Origin of the sequence: Streptomyces humicola (assembly GCF_024436035.1) — a bacterium.
Lineage (GTDB): Bacteria > Actinomycetota > Actinomycetes > Streptomycetales > Streptomycetaceae > Streptantibioticus_B > Streptantibioticus_B humicola.
On sequence record NZ_JANFNG010000005.1, the window covers coordinates 74,764 to 94,640 of the forward strand.

Annotated in this window: 15 protein-coding genes; 2 read left to right on the top strand and 13 right to left on the bottom strand. The window is 68.7% G+C overall.

Annotated features, from left to right (window positions below):
• Window positions 1-118: 118 nt before the first annotated feature.
• From fdxA to boxB, 5 genes are all read right to left on the bottom strand, one after another.
• Window positions 119-442: a ferredoxin gene (gene fdxA, locus NGB36_RS09415; RefSeq protein ID WP_255919713.1), complete on the bottom strand. Its 324-nt coding sequence runs from the start codon at window positions 440-442 to the stop codon at window positions 119-121.
• Window positions 443-487: 45 nt separating this feature from the next.
• A complete protein-coding gene (locus NGB36_RS09420) occupies window positions 488-1,504 on the bottom strand; it encodes an NAD(P)/FAD-dependent oxidoreductase (RefSeq protein WP_255919714.1) in 1,017 nt (338 codons plus the stop codon).
• Window positions 1,501-3,129, bottom strand: a complete 1,629-nt coding sequence (locus NGB36_RS09425) for a benzoate-CoA ligase family protein (protein WP_255919715.1) — start codon at window positions 3,127-3,129, stop codon at window positions 1,501-1,503. The genes NGB36_RS09420 and NGB36_RS09425 overlap by 4 nt, the downstream gene beginning before the upstream one ends.
• Before the next feature lie 3 nt (window positions 3,130-3,132).
• On the bottom strand, window positions 3,133-4,845 hold the full coding sequence (gene boxC, locus NGB36_RS09430) for a 2,3-epoxybenzoyl-CoA dihydrolase (RefSeq protein WP_255919716.1): 1,713 nt from the start codon (window positions 4,843-4,845) through the stop codon (window positions 3,133-3,135).
• A 244-nt stretch (window positions 4,846-5,089) separates the two neighbouring features.
• Window positions 5,090-6,568, bottom strand: a complete 1,479-nt coding sequence (gene boxB / locus NGB36_RS09435) for a benzoyl-CoA 2,3-epoxidase subunit BoxB (RefSeq protein ID WP_255919717.1) — start codon at window positions 6,566-6,568, stop codon at window positions 5,090-5,092.
• 252 nt (window positions 6,569-6,820) lie between these two features.
• On the opposite strand from boxB, the gene NGB36_RS09440 reads away from it, so the two are divergent.
• Window positions 6,821-7,849, top strand: a complete 1,029-nt coding sequence (locus tag NGB36_RS09440; RefSeq protein WP_255919718.1) for an NAD(P)H-dependent flavin oxidoreductase — start codon at window positions 6,821-6,823, stop codon at window positions 7,847-7,849.
• A gap of 273 nt (window positions 7,850-8,122) precedes the next feature.
• A complete protein-coding gene (locus NGB36_RS09445) occupies window positions 8,123-8,719 on the top strand; it encodes an adenylate kinase (RefSeq protein WP_255919867.1) in 597 nt (198 codons plus the stop codon).
• Window positions 8,720-8,908: 189 nt separating this feature from the next.
• On the opposite strand, the gene NGB36_RS09450 is transcribed toward NGB36_RS09445, so the two are convergent.
• The 8 genes from NGB36_RS09450 to NGB36_RS09485 all read right to left on the bottom strand — a co-directional run bounded on the left by NGB36_RS09450 (window position 8,909) and on the right by NGB36_RS09485 (window position 19,876).
• Window positions 8,909-10,558: an AMP-binding protein gene (locus tag NGB36_RS09450; RefSeq protein WP_255919719.1), complete on the bottom strand. Its 1,650-nt coding sequence runs from the start codon at window positions 10,556-10,558 to the stop codon at window positions 8,909-8,911.
• Window positions 10,559-10,760: 202 nt separating this feature from the next.
• Window positions 10,761-11,471, bottom strand: a complete 711-nt coding sequence (locus NGB36_RS09455) for a transposase (protein ID WP_255919720.1) — start codon at window positions 11,469-11,471, stop codon at window positions 10,761-10,763.
• Between the two features lie 42 nt (window positions 11,472-11,513).
• Window positions 11,514-12,080, bottom strand: coding sequence for a hypothetical protein (locus NGB36_RS09460; RefSeq protein ID WP_255919721.1), 567 nt, complete (start codon window positions 12,078-12,080; stop codon window positions 11,514-11,516).
• Between the two features lie 30 nt (window positions 12,081-12,110).
• Window positions 12,111-13,202 carry a peptidyl-prolyl cis-trans isomerase gene (locus NGB36_RS33390; RefSeq protein WP_255919722.1) on the bottom strand — a complete coding sequence of 364 codons (1,092 nt, stop codon included), beginning with the start codon at window positions 13,200-13,202 and terminating at the stop codon, window positions 12,111-12,113.
• Window positions 13,199-15,616, bottom strand: a complete 2,418-nt coding sequence (locus NGB36_RS09470) for an RND transporter family protein (RefSeq protein ID WP_255919723.1) — start codon at window positions 15,614-15,616, stop codon at window positions 13,199-13,201. Before NGB36_RS09470 ends, NGB36_RS33390 begins: the two co-directional genes overlap by 4 nt.
• A 375-nt stretch (window positions 15,617-15,991) precedes the next feature.
• Window positions 15,992-17,161 carry a lytic transglycosylase domain-containing protein gene (locus NGB36_RS09475; protein WP_255919724.1) on the bottom strand — a complete coding sequence of 390 codons (1,170 nt, stop codon included), beginning with the start codon at window positions 17,159-17,161 and terminating at the stop codon, window positions 15,992-15,994.
• A 172-nt stretch (window positions 17,162-17,333) separates the two neighbouring features.
• Complete coding sequence (locus NGB36_RS09480) at window positions 17,334-18,620, bottom strand: MlaD family protein (protein WP_255919725.1); 1,287 nt, start codon at window positions 18,618-18,620, stop codon at window positions 17,334-17,336.
• Entirely contained in the window at window positions 18,620-19,876 is a 1,257-nt protein-coding gene (locus NGB36_RS09485; RefSeq protein WP_255919726.1) for an MlaD family protein, read from the bottom strand. Before NGB36_RS09485 ends, NGB36_RS09480 begins: the two co-directional genes overlap by 1 nt.
• Window position 19,877: the final 1 nt, after the last annotated feature.

Here is a 19,877-nt window from a genome sequence, read left to right on the forward strand (position 1 = left end):
CGCCCGGACATGCCGGAGCGCCCCTGACAAGCCGTACCGCGCGTTCGCGGCCGGCCACAGGGGCGCTCAAGGGCACGTTCTTCGGTTACGGACCACCCGACGGCGGGCCGGCCGGCGGTCAATGCGAGGCCACCAGCGGGGTGTCCACGCCGATGGGGCCGGTCTTGTTGGAGCCACCAGGTGTACCCACCGGGGCATCACGCCCCGGCAGCAGCTCGGTGAAGAAACGACGGTTGTCCTCGACGAACTCGGGGTCCGGGGCGCGGCGGTCCTGGGAGATCGCCTCCACCGGGCACACCGGTTCGCAGGCACCGCAGTCGATGCACTCCTTCGGGTTGATGTAGAGCTTGCGTTCTCCCTCGTAGATGCAGTCGACTGGACATTCCTCGATGCACGACTTGTCCATGACGTCGATGCACGGTGCGGCGATGACGTACGGCATGCTGCCTGCCTCCCAACTGGATGCGGATGGTTACGAGAGCGCGGATCACACGGAGAGGGGAAGCGGAGCCTGGTTGTCCGTGGAGTGCCCGGGGAAGAGCTGCGCGTCGGGGTTGATGTGCACCGCAGCGTTGTTGACCGCGGTGGCCACTTCACCGAATCCGACCGCGATGAGCCGGACCTTCCCGTCGTAGTGGGTGATGTCGCCGGCCGCGAAGACGCCCGAGACGTTGGTGCGCATCGCCGAGTCGACGACCAGGTGCCGGTTGTCGTGCAGCTCGACGCCCCACTCCCGCAGCGGGCCCAGGTTGGCGGTGAAGCCCAGCGCCGCGACCAGCTTGTGGCACTTGAGTGTCTGGTTGGTGCTCTCGCCGGTCACCTTGATCTCGATCGCTTCGAGCTGCGCGTCGCCGGTGGTCTGCGTTACCTGGGCGTTGGTGATGATCTTCACCGGTGAGGCCTTGAGCTGCTCGACCGACGCGTGGTGCGCGCGGAAGGCGTCGCGGCGGTGGATCAGCGTGGTACTCGCGGCGATCGGCTGGAGCATCAGCGCCCAGTCCACGGCGCTGTCGCCGCCGCCGACGATGACCACGTCCTTGCCCGTGTACTCCGACGACGAGGGCACGAAGTACTCAAGTCCCTTGCCGAGGAAGTCCTCGCCGGCCGGCAGCGGGCGTGGGGTGAAGGTGCCGATGCCGCCGGTGATCACGACTGCGCCGGCCGTGACCTCTTGGCCGGAACTGGTCTTGACCACCAGCAGGTCGGGCTGCCCGTCGCGGGCGACCCGCTCCAGCTGCCGCGCCTCCTGCCCGAGCAGGTAGACCGGCTCGTACGGCGCGGCCTGCTCGGCCAGATTGCTGATCAGCTGACGGCCGGAGATCGCGGGGAAGCCGGCGATGTCGAAGATCTGCTTCTCCGGGTACATCGCGCTCACCTGGCCGCCGACCTGGCTCAGCGAGTCGACCACGGCCACCGACAGCCCGCGAACTCCGGCGTAATAGGCGCCGAACAAACCGACCGGTCCCGCACCGACGATCAGCAGGTCGACTTGGATGGCAGTCATGTGTGGCCTCCTGAGGCAGAGGTGGGAGCGGGGGAAGGGGCGGCTGTCAGGTGGACGTTGAGGTTCGCCACGAGCTGGCGGATCTTGATCCGCTGGAGTTTGCCGGTGGACGTCTTCGGCAGTTCTTCCATGAAGATCACCGCTCGGGGGCGCTTGAAGGACGCCAGACCGTTGCGACACCACTGGATCAACTCGTCGGAGGTGACCGGGGCGCCGGTGACGACGCAGGCGACCGGCTTGTCCAGGCCGGAGGCGTCGGTGAGGGCGACGACGGCTGTCTCGTCGACGGCGGGGTGTTCCAGCAGGCGGCTTTCGATCTCCGCCGGGGAGATCCATATGCCGCCGGCCTTGAGCATGTCGTCGCTGCGGCCGAGACAGGTGTAGTAGCCGTCCTCGGAACGGGCGTAGACATCACCGGTGTTGAGCCACTCGCCCTGGAAGACGGTGCGGCCGGCGTCGGTCCGGCGCCAGTAGCCCTCGGCGATGGACTGCCCGCGCACGTACAGCGACGCAGGCGTGTGGTCGGGTACGGGCATCCCCGCCGCGTCGCGCAGCTCGATGTCGTACCCCGGCACGGGACGGCCGGTGGTGCCCGGGCGGACCTCGCCCGGGCGGTTGGACAGGAAGACGTGCAGCGCCTCGGTGGAGCCGATACCGTCGATGATCTCCACCCCGAAGCGCTCGGAGAACCGCTCCTGGAGACCGGCCGGCAGCGGCTCGCCCGCCGACGTGGCCAGCCGGACCGAGGCGAAGGTGTCGTCCGGCAGGTCAGAGGCGAGCAGCGCCGCGTAGAAGCTCGGGACGCCGAAGAACAGCGTCGGGCGCTCCTGCCGCACCCGCTCCCCGAACACCTCGGGCGTCGGCCGCCTGGACTCCAGCACCGTGGTGGCGCCGACCGACAGCGGGAAGAACAGCGCGTTGCCGAGCCCGTAGGCGAAGAAGAGCTTGGCGACCGACAGGCACGAGTCGTCGGGGGTGATCCCGAGCACCCTGGCACCGTAGGTCTCGCACACGTGACGGATGTTGGCGTGTCGGTGGATCGCCGCCTTGGGGAAGCCGGTGGTCCCCGAGGTGTACAGCCACAGCGCCCAGGTGTCTTCGGTGGTGGGGGCCGCGGCACGCTGCTCCGCAGCGGCCGCAGCCCCGGTCTTGATGAGCTCCGCCCAGGTCAGTGCCTGGATTCCGGCCGGCGTCACGAGCGGCTGCTCGGCGTCGACGACCAGGTACCGCAGCTGCGGTGCCGCCTCGGCCGCGGCGAGCGCGGCCTCGGCATACTCCTGGCTCGCCACGAGCACGGAGGCGCCGGAGTCGGCCACGAGGCCGCCCAGTTCACGTCCGTTCAGCATGGTGGACAGGGGCACCGCGACGAAGCCGGCCCGGAACGCGCCGAGGATTCCGGCGAGCATGGGCACGTCGTCGTTCATCACGAACAGGACCCGGTCGTCGGGGCGCAACCCCAGGGAACGCAGGCCCGCCGCGGCGTCGGCCGACACCTCGGCCAGTTCGCGGTAGGTCAGCGTGCCACTGGTGCCGCGCACGGCGATGTGCTCGCCGCGGCCGTTGTCGACATGACGGTCGACCAGCCACGTCTGCGCGTTGAGGATGCGGCTGCGGTGGGCGGGCATGGATCAGACCCGTTGCATGTTGTAGTCGCCCTTGCGGCCGGTGCCGAAGCGCCGCAGCGCACCGTCGGGGCCGGAGGCGTTGGGCCGGATGAAGATCCAGTTCTGCCAGGCGCTGAGGCGGCCGAAGATCTTGGTCTCCATCGTCTCGGGGCCAACGAAGCGGTGGTTGGCCTCCATGCCGGTCAGGGCGTCGGGCGACAGCGCGGCCCGCTCCTCGAGGACGATGCGCAGCTCGTCGGCGAAGTCGATGTCGTCCAGGGCGAGGGTGACCAGCCCGAGTTCGGTGGCGGCGGCCGCGTCGAGACGCTCGCCGGTCCGGGCCTTGGCGGCGGTGACGTCCTCGTCGTGGCCCCAGAAGCGGGACGCGATACGGCTGAGACCGTTGCTCATCGGCCAGGCGCCGAAGTTGGACTCGCTCAGCACGATGGTGGCCGGCGTCGCGTCCGGGTCGACATCCTGGTAGACGCCTTCCAGGATGTACTGCCGGTCGGCGGCCAGGGCCAGTTCGAGCAGCAGGCCGGCGAAGCAGGTGTCGGGCTCGATGACGGCCACGATGCTGCGGCTGGTGACATCGAGGCGCTTGAGGGTCCGCTTGTAGTAGTGGCGGATCTCGTTGACCAGCCAGTTGTCGGCGAGCTCGGTGAGCTGCGCGTCGTAGGCCAGCACGGCGTCGGCGTCGCCCTGGGCGCGGATCAGCCAGGTGCCGATCTCCTGCTCGTTGGTGCGCAGGTGCAGGATCAGGTCGTCCAGCGCGCGGGTGACCGCCAGCGGCCAGTAGTCGGCGCCCTGGGCGTGGATCGCGGCGCCGTCTACCGGCGGCGCGTCCACCGGCGCGTGCACGGTGATCTCGGCGAGCCGCGAGTCGCGGTCGATGGTGGCCGTCACGTGCGGGTACGTGATGCTGTCGCCGGACGCCTTGCGGTCCAGGGGGGTCAGTGCGATGCCCTGCGCGTCGGACGGGCGGGAGGAGGTAGCGGCGGCCTCGTGAGCGCGGCGGGCGATCTCCTCGGCGAAGCCGGCCCGCGGCACGGTGAAGTCGGCCAGGCCCCACTCGACGGCGGTGGCACCGCGGAAGCCCTCGGACTTGGTGGCGAAGATGTCGGCGCGGTCCTTACGGACGTGCCGCTTGTCGACCACGCGGGTCAGGCCACCGGTGCCGGGCAGCACGCCGAGCAGCGGGACCTCGGGCAGCGACACGGCCGAGGAACCGTCATCGATGAGGATGATCTGGTCGCAGGCGAGCGCCAGTTCGTAACCGCCTCCGGCCGCCGTGCCGTTGAGCGCGGCGATCCAGGTCTGGCCGGAGCTGGTCGTGGCGTCCTCGATGCCGTTGCGCGTCTCGTTGGTGAACTTGCAGAAGTTCACCTTCCAGGCGTGCGAGGACTGGGCGAGCATCCGGATGTTGGCGCCGGCGCAAAACATCCGCTCCAGGGCGCTGGTCATCACGACCGACTTGACCTCGGGGTGCTCGAAGCGCAGCCGCTGCACGATGTCGTACAGCTCGATGTCGACGCCCAGGTCGTACGAGTTCATCTTCAGCTCGTAACCGGGGACGAGCCCGCCGTCCTGGTCGACGCCGAGGATCACCGTGGCGACTTCCCCGTCCACCTCGACCCTCCAATGGCGGTAGCTGTCGGGAGTTACACGGAAGGAGATCTCCGGCGCGGCCTCGGGCTGGGCCGGTGCCGCACCTTCCTTCGCGGAACTGTCACTCACGGAAGCGGAGACGGACATGCCACACCTCTCAGCAGACTGGGCGGACGACGTAGACACTCTCAACATTCTACGCCAATATGAATCTAGTTCAATTGCTTGTAGATAATTATGGCAGGGGTTGGCTCCCGGTGTGCGCCGGACCGGCGTCGGGCCGGTCCGGCGCGCCCGCATGGGCGGGAGTGGTCAACAGCCATGGAGCCCACCCACGGGTGGCCGCCAGGGCTGTGCCGTCCGTCGGGCGGAATCAGGCGAGGGCTTCCTCGGCGAGATGCACGTAGTCGAACTCGACCGGCTGCTCGTTGATGCCGGCCTGCGGCGGAGCGATCCAGCCGGCGAACTTGCCGGGCTCGTACTCGGGCACCATCAGCGCCGCGACCGCCCTGCGGTCCTCGTCACTCGGCAGCCAGTCGCCCTTGCGGGCCTCCCACGTCGCGTCGTCGACGACCTCGCCCTCGGGGCTCACGTGGTGGTCGGCGTAGACGCCGACCGCGCGGTGGAAGCCCTCGTGCGGCAGGAACAGCCGCTGCTCCAGGCCCGCGTCTTCCAGCGCCTGGTTCCAGCGGCGCACGCCGTTGGCGCAGTCGGCCACATACTCGTCGCGCAGGTCCAGGTTGAGGGCACTGAGCAGCGGCACGGACTTCTGGACGATCAGGCCGTCCTCGACCACGTTCATCGTGCGCTCGGCGCCCAGCAGTTCGTGGTCGTCCTTGCGCCGCGTCTCCTGCCAGCGGCCCTTGAGGCCGGAGCTGTAGTAGTTGCCGGCATTGGTGGACCGCTCCGAGCCGAACAGGTCCATGGAGACGGAGTACTGGAAGTTCAGGTACTTCTGGATGACCGGCAGCGGGATGCCGCCGTACTGCCAGATGTCCTCGGTGTCGTGCTCCTTCATCAGCTCGGCGGTCCGCTCCACCACGCGCTGCACGCCGGTGGTGCCGACGAACATGTGGTGCGCTTCTTCCTTGAGCATGAACTCGCAGGTGCGCGCCAGCGGGTCGAAGCCGGACTCCTTGAGGGTGCCGAGCTGGTACTTCCCGTCGCGGTCGGTGAAGTACGTGAACATGAAGAACTGGAGCCAGTCGGTGGTCTCCTCATTGAAGGCGCCGAGGATACGCGGGCTGTCCGGGTCTCCCGAGTTGCGCTTGAGCAGCTGCTCCGCCTCCTCCCGTCCCTCACGGCCGAAGTACGCGTGCAGCAGGTAGACCATCGCCCAGAGGTGACGGCCCTCCTCGACGTTGACCTGGAAGAGGTTGCGCAGGTCGTACAGGCTCGGCGCGGTGCTGCCGAGGATGCGCTGCTGCTCGACGGAGGCGGGCTCGGTGTCGCCCTGGACGACGATCAGGCGCTGGAGCTCCGCGCGGTACTCACCGGGGACCTCTTGCCAGGCCGGCTCGCCCTTGTGCTTGCCGAAGGCGATCTTGCGGTCGGGGTCGCGGTCCGCAAGGAAGATGCCCCAGCGGTACTCCTCCATGGGCACGTGCGCGAAGTGCGCCCAGCCGTCACGGCCGACCGCGATCGCGGTGCGCAGGTAGACGTCCTTCGTCGGCAGGGAGGGTCCGAGCTGCTTCCACCAGTCGAGGAACTTCGGCTGCCAGCCCTCCAGAGCACGCTGGAGGCGCCGGTCTGCGGCCAGGTCGACGTTGTTGGGGATGCGCTCGTTGTAGTCGATCGTGCTGAGCGGGCCGGTCGGGCTGGGTGCCGGCCCGGTACGGGCGTCAGTGGACATCAGCGCTCTCCTGTGGTTGGTCTTCACTCCCCGATAAAGTTCTACGCGTTCTTTGCGCTACTGCCAAGGGTCTGTCGAACTTTTTGGTCCCGATGTCCCGCGGGAGCGGGGTCGGGGCGGCTACAAACCACACAAACAGGGCGTCCTGACAGGTGAGGTCAGGCGGCGGGTAGCGCTGGATGGCCATCTGGGCCAACATTTGACGCAATCGGCAACTAGGTACTAATTCCTGTGGCGAATGTGGAGAACCCCGTGGGACCGATCAGCAACCGGTACACCAAGCTCGTGGGCATCGAGCACCCGATCGTGCAGGAGGGCCTGGGCCCCTTCAAGACGGCCCGGCTGGCGGCGGCGGTGTCCGACGCAGGCGGCCTCGGCACGGTGAGCATGCCCGGCATGCCGGACGACCTGCAGGAGAGCGCGCGAACCTTCCGCGCGCACATCGAAGAGTGCGCCTCGCTCACCGACAAGCCGTTCGCCGTGAACATCCCGGTCGGCGTGGACGCCGACGGCAAGGTGATGCCGTTCACCGACGTCTACATCGACACGGTCTTCGCCGCCCGCGCGGCGGACGAGGGCCTGGCCCGCCAGCTGAAAGTGCTCACCACCTCGGCCGGCTACCCCGGCGGCTACGTCCGGCGCATCCACGACGCGGGCATGATCAGCCAGCACAAGGTGGGCGCGACCCGGCAGGCACTCAAGGCGCAGGAGGCGGGCGTGGACGCGATCATCGCCTCCGGTTTCGAGATGGGCGGACACGCGCCCAGCAAGGCCGTTCACACCTACGTCCTGGTGCCCAACGTCACGCAGGCCGTGCACGTCCCCGTGGTGCTCTCCGGCGGCGCCCGCGACGGCCGGACGCTGGCCGCCGCGCTGTGCCTGGGCGCGGACGCGGTCGCCATGGGCACCCGCTTCATCGCCACCGAGGACAACGCCGACTGGCACCCCAACTACGCCCAGGCGCTGATCGACGCCCGCGAGGGCGACGACGTGGCCTTCGACGGCGTCTACGGTCCCTGCCGGGGCTTGCGCAACAAGGCATCGGAGTCGCTGCTGCATACCGACGCCACCGTGCACAGCGCGGTGGAGCTGACGCGGTGGAAGATCGAGCAGATGCAACTCGCCCAGACCACGGGCGATGTGGAGAACGGTCTGGTGCTCGCGGGTCAGGTGGCGAGCGCCATCGCCGATGTGGTGCGAGTCGCAGAGTTCCTACCGGCCATGGCGCAGGAGGCCGCGGGTATCCTGAAGTCCCTGGCTGCGCCCGTCACCCTCGCATAATTCCCGCCACCAGGTGTGGGTCTGGTGTGCCGGTCCCACACTTCCGTGTCCGCAGCCGTACCGCCCTCTTCACTCCTCCCTTCACGTGTTCCGCGCGTGGCCGCGCCCGACTCGAGCGAGCTGCTGGAGCGTGCGACGCCCTACCCGCCCCCGGCGGTGCCGCGTCGCGCTCGCCTCCCGGCGCAGCGCCGCGCCCGGGCCGAGCAACCCTCAAGCAACCCGCGCAAGGCCGCGTTCACCTCCAGCCTCGCCACTTCGAAAGGTTTCTCGCTGATGCGTATCGTGCTGGTCGGACCCCCCGGAGCAGGCAAGGGCACGCAGGCCGAGATCATCTCGGCCCAGCTCGCCGTGCCGCACATCTCCACCGGGGACATCTTCCGGGCCAACCTGCGCCAGGGCACCGAGCTGGGCAAGTCGGCCCAGTCCTACATGGACGCCGGAGACCTGGTCCCTGACGAGGTGGTCATCGCCATGATGCGCGACCGGCTAGCCGAGCCCGACGCGGCCACCGGCTTCCTACTCGACGGCTTCCCGCGCAGTCGCCCGCAGGCGCAGGCGCTCGACGGACTGCTCACGGACCTGGGCACCTCGCTCAATGCGGTGCTCGAACTGCGTGTCGACACCGAGGAGGTGGTCCGCAGGCTGGCCGTGCGCAGCGCCGAGTCGGGCCGCTCGGACGACACCACCGAGACCGTACGCCGCCGCCAGGAGGTCTACGCTCAGCAGACCGCCCCGCTGGTCACCCACTACGCCGACCAGGGCCTGCTGCACGCGGTCGACGCGGTCGGCGAGGTGGACAAGGTGACCGAGCGGATCATGCGGGCGCTCGACGCCGAGGGCACGGGACGCAGCTGTGCCGTTTTGGCCTGACTCCCGTACGCGGCCGGGCAGTTGACGCCCCTCCCCGTACCGGCCTGAGCATCCGGCCCCGCACGCGACTGTCGGCGGGCCGCCGCTTCACGCGGGGCGCCCCCCCGACTCGTATACGGACCGACTGGCCGGAGTTACGGACCAACCGGCCGGACCGGCCCGGGTTGCCGGGGCCGGTCCGGCCTCACCTCATCTCGGCTGGGGCGCCGACGACTGGGCGACCTGCGCCTCCAGGACGCCGGCGGCGAACTGCTCCTTGAGCTTGAACTTCTGGGCCTTACCGGACGCGGTGACCGGGAAGTCGTCGACGAAGATCCAGTACACCGGCGACTTGTGGGCCGCCATCCGCTCACGGCAGAACTTCTTCAGCTCGTCTGCGGTCGGCGTCTGCTCGCCGTCCTTGATCCGGATCACCGCGGCGATCTGCTCGCCCCACTTCTCGTCCGGGACGCCGATCACCGCGATGTGCCCGACGGCGGGGTGCAGTTCGAGGAGTTCCTCGATCTCCCGGGGGTATATGTTCACTCCGCCGCGGATGATCATGTCCTTCAGGCGGCCGGTGACCTTGATGAAGCCGCGCTCATCCATGGTGCCCATGTCGCCCATGTGCACCCAGCCCTCGGAGTCGATTGTCTCCGCGGTTTCCTTGGGCAGCTCGTAGTAACCGATCATGTTCTGGTAACCGCGGCAGCAGATCTCGCCCGTCCCGCCGAGCGGCAGCGGGGCGTTGGTGACCAGATCGGCGATCTTGACCTCCAGGTGGGCCAGCGGCCGGCCGACGGTCTCCGACTGGTCCTCGGCCGAGTCGGTCACCCGGGTCTGGCTGATGACGCCGTGCATCTCGGTCTGGCCGAAGAGAATGCTGAACTGACAGTTGAGCGCGGCGATCGTGCGCCGCACCAGCGCCGCCGGCACCGCCGCGGCGCCCGACATGATGGTCTGGAGGCTCGACAGGTCGCGCGACTCGCGGTCGGGGTGGTCCAGCAGGGCCATCAGCATGGTGGGCACCACCAGGGTGTGGGTGCCCTTGTACGCCTCGAAGAGCTCCAGCATCAGCCCGGCGTCGAAGCCGCCCATGATGACGAAGGTGCCGTGCATCGCCACCGCGCCGAAGGACGTCACCGCGCCGCCGCCGATGTGGTACATCGGCATCGCGTTGATGTAAACACCGCCGTCTGACATGCCGGCCCGCAGTGCCACGAAGTGCGCCTCGTTGACAAGTCCCTTGTGGTGCAGCAGAGCGCCCTTGGGGAAGCCCGTGGTGCCCGAGGTGTACTGGACTTGGATCGGTTCGGTGGGCGCGACCGGGGGCAGCTCCTGCTCCGGGTCGCCGGACGCCAGGAAGGCGTCCCAGTCGGAGAAGGAGACGACCTCCTTGAGGTCGGGCAACTGCGGCAGCACCTCGTCCACCACGGTCCGCATGTCGAAGTCGCGGTAGGAGTCGACATGGAACAGGCCCGCCGAGCGGGACTGCTTGAGGATGTACCCCAACTCCTGGCTGCGGTAGGCGGGGTTCACGGCGACCATTATCATGCCCGCGAGGCTGATCCCCTCCTGGAGGATGATCCAGTCCGCGCTGTTGGGCGCCCAGATCGCGATCCGCTCCCCCGGCGAGAAGCGCTTCAGCAGTGCGCGGGCAGCGTGCTCGGCCGCGTCGAGGAATTGCGTATACGTCCAGGACCGGCGCTCGGCCGGATCCTTGACGCCGTCGACCAGCGCCAACCGTTCCGGCGCGGCTTGCGCCGCTTCTCGCAGCAGCTCTCCCAGTGTCAGGTCCCGAACTTTCTCGCCACCTTCTTCAGCGGGCCAGTACGACTGGCTGAGGGGGTTCCGCTCCATGGGTATCTCGCCTCCTGCAAGAAGGAGCCCGTTTTCCGGACATGCGGTCCAGGCAGGCCACGCCAACCACGATCTGCAGCCACAGCATCATCGTTATACATCTCACGGACGCAACTACGAAAGAGTGTAGAATGATTTTTTCTCCTCATCCTCCTGTCCTCGCACGTCTGACCCGAATCCGCAGGTAGTGGCGGATGGTGCGTCAGGTGATCACCTGGTGGGTCGGTTGGGGGCTGTGATGGAGCGCGGGGCCGGGTGCGGGCAGGCCGAGGGCCCGGCTGGCGTGCCGGGTGGACGGCTTTCCACGGCGGAGGTGGGTCGGGCCCGGGGTGGGCGGGTCGGTCAGGCGGACGGCAGGGGACGCAGGCGGCGGATGCGTGCCAGTACCGTTTCGATCAACTCCTGTGCTGCGGGGCCGAATCGCAGCAGGGGTGCGGCGGCTGGTGACCACCAGGCGGGCTGCGCGGGCGATGAGCAGGCGGCGGACGGTGGCGATCCGGGCGCGGGCTGGGCCGAGCGGGGCGATCATCTGCAGCCAGGCCGACAGGTTGTAGGCCAGCAGTGCGCCCCACATCCAGCAGGTGTTCACCGCGTGCGAGCCGGAGGGGAGGTGGTTCAGCCCGGCGCCGTAGGCGGTATCCCGGAAGAGCTCCTCGATCCGGGTGCGCCGCCGGAATGCGAACTCCGCCTGCGTGATCTCCTCGTCCAGGTCCAACTCCTCGTTGGTGGCTAAGAAGGAGTAGGCGAAGACCTCGTCCAGCTCGCCGCCCAGGGCGAGGGCGAGCTGGTTCTTGCCCACGGTGCGCGCCCGTCGCGAACGGGCATCGGCGGATATCTGCTCAGCGTCGTAGCGCACCCGCCGGGCCACCACGCGCGTGCCCTCGGGCCAGCCGGGCGGGACATAGTCGATCAACGCGACCTGTGCCCGGTCGTAGTCCTCCGGGCGGGGACCCGGTCAGCGCGGACGCCTGGCGAGCTCCTTCTTCGTCGCGGCGCCGACACAAATGGTGCACGGCGTGAAGGACTCCTCGCGCGCCTCGGCGACCGTCAGCTCCTCGGGCCCCTTGCCGTCGAGCGTCGAGCAGCCCGGCGTGTGGAAACGCCTGCGGCCGGCCACGACGAGCACCACGGAGTCGTCGGTGAGCGGCTCGTCGGCCGCGTCGCCGCCCGCGTCGTTCTCGGTCGCCGCGGGAGCGGGCACAGCCTTCGGCTTGGCCTTGGCTGCCCAGCCCCTGACCCGCGATGTGGACGACGCGGCGGACGCGGCCACGGCGGTGTCGGCGTCCGCGCCGTCCTCGGCCGCCTTCCCGTCCTCGTCATCGGCCTCATCGGCGTCCGCCGCATCGGGGTCGGACTCCTCCGCCTGCGCGGCGCGCCTGCGGCGCAGCCACGCGTCGCCCCCGATGAGGATCAGGCCGAGCGCCGACACGCCGAGCGCCACGTAGACCAGGGGCGTAATCCCAAGCAGCCAGCCCAGCAGCAGGCTCACGCCGGCGACCACTATCAATATGAGCGTAAGCACGACTCTCCCGTCCTGTACTTCCGATGCCGGTCAGCTAACCGTGTTCGTGGCCGGCGGCGAGTCGGGATCCGCCGGCTCGTAGGCCGCCGCGTAACGGACGTGCGCGGCGATGATCTGCTTCTTCAAGAACGCGTCCCAGACCTTGAGTTTCGCGTCGTTGTCAAGCTTGGTCTCGATCGCGCTCTTCAGCTGGCTGAAGGACAGCGGGACCGCTTTCTGGACGGCGGCGACCATGCCGACGTTCCAGCCCTGCGTCGTCTTGACCGGACCGAACACCGAGTTGTCGGCCGCCTTGAACGCGACCGCCGCGTAGCCCGAGTCGAGCTGACTGGCTGTCACGGAACCGAGAGAGCCGCCGGAGTTCTTGGTGCTCCCGTCCAGGGAGTATTTCTGCGCCAGGGCCGCGAAGTCGCCACCCGCGCGGGCCTGTTCGACGATCTGTTCGGCCTGCGACTGGGACGACACGACGATGTTGTCGAGCGTCCGCTGCTCCGGCGAGACCATCTGGCTCTTGTGCGCGTTGTAGTAGCTCTGGGCCTGGGCGTCGGTCGTCGCCTTGACCGATTCCGTGACCTTGAAGAACAGCTCGGCGCTCGACTGCTGCCGCTGGATCTCGCCGAGCACGTCGTCCTCGGACAGTCCATGGCTGCCGAGCTGCTGGATGAGCGTGCTGTTGTCGCCCCAGGAGTTGTCCTTGATCATCCTCTGGAGCTGATCGCTCGCCTCCTTGTCCGCGATCACAATGCCGCGTTCGCGGGCGGCGGTGTCGATCACCTGGCTGACCGCGAGCGCCTTCGCGACGTCACGCCGGAACTTGTCCTGCTTGGCCGCGTCCGTCGGCTGCTGGAGACCGTAGAGGAACTCCATCAGCACGATCCGGTGCTGGAGCTGCTCCTTGGTCATGGTCACGCCTTCAGCACGGAAGGCGACATCGCTCGGCAGGTCGTTGTTCTCCTGGACGAACAGGTTTGTTCCGGCGCCGCCGGCGATCGCCGCCAGCAGCACCGCCGAGAAGACCAGGGCGAACTGGCGGCTGGGGAAGATCCCCGCTCTGCTGCGCAGGCCGCCGCCCGAGCTCCGGTCGCCACCTGGGCGCAGAACGCCGGGGAGTTTGAATTTCACTGCATGACCTCCGCGTTTACCGGCTCTGCGGACTTGACTGACCCGACCTTCGAGACGGGACGCTTTCCTGTTTCCATGGGCCGCTCTTTGACAGGGATGAGTCGTACCACCGCGGTCGCGGCCAGGTAGGAGAACAGAACCGTCGCCGTAAGCGCGATTCCGAACTCACGCAGCAACGCGATCCGCGACGGCACAAGCGAGAGATATCCGAGCGCCGACGTGGCGCATGCCCACACCACGACGCGCTGCAGCCGGGAGCCCTCCTCCTGCCGGGCGTCGATCAGGAGCACCGTGAACTCGCAGCCGGTCACCGTGATCAGTGATCCCAGCGCCACGGTCAGCGGATTGAGCGACTGGCCGAGGACCCACAGCGCTGCCAGCGTCCACCCGGTGGCGAGCGCGGCCGCGAGCGCCGCCCGCAGACCGTCCCGGCGCCGCCGCAGGCCGAGCAGCAGAACCGCTCCCGCGACGACGATACCCGCGGCGTTCGAAAGATAGCGGTCGTTGCTGATCAGTGTGTACGCCCGGTCCGCGGCGACCGGAAGACCCACGATCTGCACCTTGTATCCGGCCGGCGGTGCGGGAAGAGCGACCTGGACGTCGTGGAGCAGCTTCGTCTGCGCGCCCAGGTCCTGGAACTTCAGGCCGAAGTCCATGACGGCCTGGGTGCCGTCCGGGGTGAAGACCGCGTCGGTCAGGTACGGCGGAAGCAGTCCTACCCCTGCGGAGATCTGAGCCGAGGTGGGTGAGTTGCCGAGGAAGGACAGCAGGTCGGGCGCTGTGAGGATCGGCTGGATGCGGTCGCCGTACTTGCCGACCACCGCGGTCTCGGCCTCCTGGAGCCACTGAAGTGCCTGCGGGCCCTGCGTGTCGGTTCCGCGCAGCACGATGCTCACGTCACCGGACGATCCCAGGACGTGCTCCGCGTACTGGGCCTGGCTCAGCTCCGGGAGGCCCTTGGCGAGGTCCTCCGGGTTGGCCTGGATGTCCAGCTTGGGCAGCACGGCCCAGCCGAGGCCGGCGACGGCGATGAGCACGCCGAGGACGACCCACCGTCGGCCGGCCGGCAGCGACCGCCGCGCGGTGCCGCCCGGACGGCCGCCCGCAGAACTGGGGATCGGCGCGACCATGTTGCCGAGTGCCAGCGTGGCGGCCACGGTCAGCAGGACACCGGCGCCCAGCGCGATACCCAGTTCGCGTACGAACGGCAGCGGCGAGATGGCCAGCGAGCCGAAGGCCGCGGCGCTCGCCAGCGACACCGCGAGCACCCGGCGCCGGTCGGAGAAGGACGCGAGATACAGCGGGAACGAACTGCCGATGCCCAGCAGCAGCGGGAACAGCGCGATCGCGCCGAAGGACATCGGCACGTCGAGCCAGCCGAAGGCGGACAGGGTCAGCGCGCTGCCGATGACGGCCGCCACCAGCGGCCACAGCCTGCGCAGCCGGGTGGTCTGCGAGGGCGCGATGAGGAACCGCAGCAGGATCACCAGCACGGCCAGTCCGCCGAGCACCGGCATCTCGGAGACGACCTCGTGGGTCAGTGAGGAGGTGATGGCCGGGACGCCCGTGACGGTCACCCGACTGGTCTTGAGGCCAGAGTGCCGCACCGCCGCGCGGACCGCGGAGACGAGCCATTCGGTCCCGGCCTCGTCCAGGTCCTCGCGGGGGCGGACGAGTTCGGTGACGCTGTTCGCGTTCGGGACGACGAACTTCCACCGTACGCGCGGCTGGCCCGACTGGTCGTAGATGACGTTGCTGATGAAGTTCGGATTGCTGGTGGTGGGCAGTCCGCCCGGCAGGCCCTTGACAAGCAGCGCGCCGTAGCGGGCGTCGAACGTGGCGACCGCGGCGTCCTCCGCGGCCTGAATCTTTGCGGCGGACAGGTGCTGGGCGCGCGCCTTCTCCTCGGCCTGCGCCCGCAGGGAGTCCCCGGCGCCGCTGATCTGGGCAAGCATGTCCTGCGAGGAGATCGCGATCTGGTTCACGGCCGTGGCCGGGCCGTACACCGTGGCCACGTCCGGAAGTTGCGAGAGGATGCCTTCCAGCCGGAGGAGTTTATCGAACTGGTCCTCGTCGACCAGTAGTTGGCGCGGGTTGCTCGATTCCAGCAGTACGACGATGGGGTCCCCGCCGAACGACCGCGCGTTCTGCTCGATCGCGGACACCGTCGGATCGCCTTGGGGAAGAAAGGAATCCATGGCGGTTTCCACCCGCAGCCGGGTCAATCCGCCAGCGGTCGCCGCGGCGACCGCGAGAACTATCAGGGATATGACGAGTTCACGCGCGGTGGGCCGGCGAAGACGGAGCCGGCGGCAGGTGTTCTTGCCGCCCTTTCCCTCCCTGCCGACGAGGCGACGCCAGAACGCAGTCAGCTTCTTTCCGGCCCGGGCCGCGGGCTCCGCTGTGCGCCTCATGGTGTGTCGTACTCCTTTGCGTGTTCAGTGACCCAAGCCGCTCGCAGAGAATTTACATAAGACAGGTCTCGGAACACAGCCATGCCTCGCGACTCAGTTTCCGACAGCTCTTACGGGACTTCCTCCTTCTTGCCTGCCGCCCGACCCGGGCGGCAAAACACCATCTCAGATCCGCCCCTGCGAGGTGAGTCACCCTACTCGGCACCTCCAGAACAGTCAACGCTTGTGGAGTCCAAGTTGCTTGTACTGTAGTTCTTTTTTCCGGTTCCGGCAGCCCGAAGCCCGGGGCGTGTTCCGGCCCCTACCGAAGCCCACTTCACGGAAGAAGTGTGTGAATTCAGGTCCGGTGCGCCCCTGGCTACCCAGGGCTATTCCTCAGGACGGCGACAGAAGTCCGCCGACGACTCCGGTCACGGTGGTGACCGTACCGGTGAGCACCGGCTGGAGGCCGCCGTCCGTGGGCGCACCCGGCGAGGTCGGGGTCGGCTTGCCGGGAGCGGGCGTCGGCTTCGGCGTGGGCTGCGGGCCCGAGCCGCCGGTCGGCTTCGGGGCCGGCTCATTCGTGCCGGGCTTCGGCTTGGCTGGTGTGGACTTCGACGCGCCCGGGGTGCCGTTGCTGCCGGAGCCGTCCGAGATGTCGACGGCGGTGACGGGGCCGAACACGGTGCTGTCGGGGATCGGGGAGATCCCGCCGGAGTACACCTTCATCCACTCGAGCACCGCGATCAGGTACTGCTGCGAGTCGTTGTAGCTGACGATGGCGCTCCGGAGTCCGGCCGGGGTGGACAGGTTGCGGCCGTCCGCACACAGGTAACGGCCCGCGGCCAGCGCGGCGTCGTTGACGTTGCTCGGGTCCCCGCCCCCGCCCCAGCGGGCCCAGGTGGACGGGATGAACTGCATCGGTCCGACCGCCCTGGCCCACACGCCACTCTGCCCCCACTGCGTGCCGTACACGTTGGGGATCGCGGCGTAGCCGTTGGAGCCGTCGAGCACCGGGCCGAGGATGGGCCGCAGCGTGGTGCCGTTGGTGTCGACCGCGCCGCCCTCGGCGTGGTTGGACTCGATCTTGCCGATACCGGCGAGCACCGCGACCGGCAGGTGGCAGCCGGGCTCCTCCTGCGCCAGCGTGCCTGCGGCCTGCTCGTACGCGGCCAGCACCGTCTTCGGAATACCGGACGCGCCGGCGGCGACGAAGGTGATCGGGGCCGCGTGCGGGGGCGTCATGCCGACCGGCGCAGCCGGCTGCGCCAGGTCCTGCGGCGGGGCGGGCGCGGGAGGGGGGCTGGCGAGGTACAGCGGGGTGCCGCCGTCCACCGCCTCGGTGCCGCTGCCGGAACCGGCCTTCTGCACCTGCGCCGCGAGATCGAGGGAATCCCCGAAGTGCGGCGGGCCGCCCGCGGTCGTGGCGATGAGAATACCGGCGAGTGCGGCGTGCTTGACGCTGAGCTGGAACCGGCGTGTGTGAGGGAGCGGCTCGGCGCGCACGTCCCTGGGGGGCCCGCTCCTTTCCGCCTTCTGCTTTCCGTGCACATTGCTGCGAGTCACTCTCAACCTCCGAGTTGACTGTCCTTGATGTCGTCCTTGGGGCGGGACTGCGTTTTCGGCAGTGCGGCTCCTCCGCGGCAGGTCGGCCCGCGGCGGTGATGACGATGTCGGTAGGGTGGGCGCGCGGCCGGCGGACGGCTGGTGGAGCCATCCGCCTGCCGCGCCCCGGCGGCTACTTCTTGGCCGGGTAGAGCTTGGTGAAGCTCCGGCCGGTCGCCGCGTCGCTCTGTCCGGGAGCGGGGTACGGGTTGTCGTTGACGAGGATGTTCGGGAGCTTGATCGGAACACCCTTGACGATCTGCTCGTTACCCAGGTCCGGTTCGAGCCGGAAGTAGTGAATTCCGGCCTCGTCGGTGTACTTCATCATGGCGCCGAAGTTGGAGAAGAACGCACCGAGTTCGGGACCGTACGGCTCCAGGTAGCCCAGCATCGGGTTGAGGTTGCTCAACGTCGTCTCCAACTGGGGGATGACCGCGTTCACGTCCGAGGCGAGGGTCGGCACCCGGTCCAGGGTGGCCGGCGCCTCGGTCAGCGTGCCGTTCAGGTCCGGCAGCAGGCCGCGCAGGTCGTTGGTGGTCTGCGGCAGTTGCTGCAAGGCGGTGTTCAGTGACGGCGCCGCGTCATTGAGGTCCGACGCCACGGGCGCCAGCGACTGCGACAGCGTGGTGAGCTTCTGCGTGGCCGTCTGCGTGCTGCTCAGGACGCCCGGCAGCGAGCGCACGGTCGCGCTGAGGTTCTTCTGCTGCCCGCTGGTCGCCGCTGTCAACTGCTGTGCGCTCTTGACCAGATCGCCGATCTGCCCCTCGCCCTCGTCGAGCGCGGACAGGATCGTCGTGGTCTGCTGCGCCAGCGTCGTCAGGTCCTTGGACTGGGCCGAGATGGCGTCCAGAGCCGTGAAGCCCTGGGTGCCGATGTCCCCGAGACCGGTCATGGTCTGGGACACGCTCTCCTTGGTCCCGTCGGTGCCGGTGCCCAGGCTGCGTATCAGACTCCCCAGCGCCGTCCTCGTCTTGGGATCGAGGCTGCGCACCACGTCGGAGAGCTGCACGGCCGGCTTCACCGCGGACGCCGGCAGCGCCGATCCGGTGGCCAGCACCTTTCCGCTGCCGTCGTTGACCGCCACATAGGACTCGCCCACCAGCGACTTCACCCCGACCCGCACGGTCGCGCCCTGGTGCAGCGGGGCGACGCCGGAGTCGAGGTTGAGGACGACCTTGTCCATACCGTTGGTGTGGCTGATCGAGTCGACCGTGCCGACCCGGACACCTGCCATGTCGACATCGCCCATCGGGATGAGGTTGTTCACGTCCGGGGTCGTGAACGAGACCTTGTACGACGCCCCGGCGAACGGGCCACTGACTCCGGCCTTGGCGAACAGATAGCCGAGGTAGACCAGTGCCAGGACGGAGAAGACGCCGAGGACAAGCATCTTGCCGAGCCTGCTCGTGACGAACGACATCACTTACTCCCGCCGCTGTTGCCGCCGTGCGTTCCGGGGATCACTCCGGCGTCGGGCAGCGGAACCGCCACTTGACCGCGGATGAAGCCGCCGTTGGCATCGGACAGGCTGAACACTCCGTTGGTGTTGTAGATGAACGCCTGGAGATCGCCGAGGTAGGCGACCAGGGTCTCGGTGTCAGGGTTCAAGTCGCGCGCGATGGGCTCCAGATCGCCGAGTGAGGTGTGCAGGTCGCTGACCAGCGGCTGCAGGTCGTCGACCACCGGGTTGGCCGCCCGGACGACCGGGTTGGCCGCGGTGACGGTCTGGCCGATGTCGGTGACCGTGTCCTGCGTCTTCTGGAGCACCTTCGGCAGCTGCGCCGACGCCTTGGACAGGTTCTGAAGCGCCGGGTTGAGCTGCTTGGTCAGGCCATTGACGCCGGTCATGGCGCTCTTGAGCTGACCGGTGGTGCCGGGCAGCTCGTTGAGCGTGGCCTCCAGATCGCCGGTGTTCTTCGACAGGATTCCCAGGGAGTCCTGCGTGGCGTTCATCAGGCTGATCAGCCGTGCGTCGTTGTGCCCCACGGCCATGCTGATCTGGGACAGCGACGTCACCAGCTTGCTGATGTTCTGCCGGCGCTCGGTGAGCGCGTCCAGGACCGGCTGGACCTTCAGCAGTGTCGCGTCGGTCGAGTCGAGGCCGGACGGCAGATTCGACGGCGCGCTGGCCAGCGCCACGTCCGAGGCCGACAGCAGGTCGGCCAGCGCCGCCCTGCTCCGCTCGTCAAGGTGGTCCAGCACCTGGTCGGGCTGAATCGGCCGCTGCGTCTGGCTCGCCGGGATCACGCCGTTCGCGGGCAGCGGCTTTCCGGGCGGACCGCCCGGATCGACCTCGACGTACATCTCGTTGAGCGGGTTCGTCGGCCGCAGCACGAGATGGGCGTTGTCGTAGATCGTGTGGCCGGGTTCCAGCGACATGGTCAGCTCGGCCTGGCCCTTGGAGGTCACCGTGGCGCCCGTGACCTGACCGACCGGGACGCCCGCGATGCGCACCTTGGGCGACTCGCCGGGGTTGACCGCCCCTGCCTCGGTGAAGTCCGCGGCGAAGACGTATTGGTGCGCCCACGGTGTGATGAACCGCTGGTTGCCCAGGATGATGGACGCGCTGGCGAGGCCGAGGGCTACCAGAACCACCATCGTGATCACGTTGCGTCCCAGGCCCGGGACGGTGCGGATGCGTTCCCATGTCCGGCGGGCCGAAAACTTCCTGCTCATG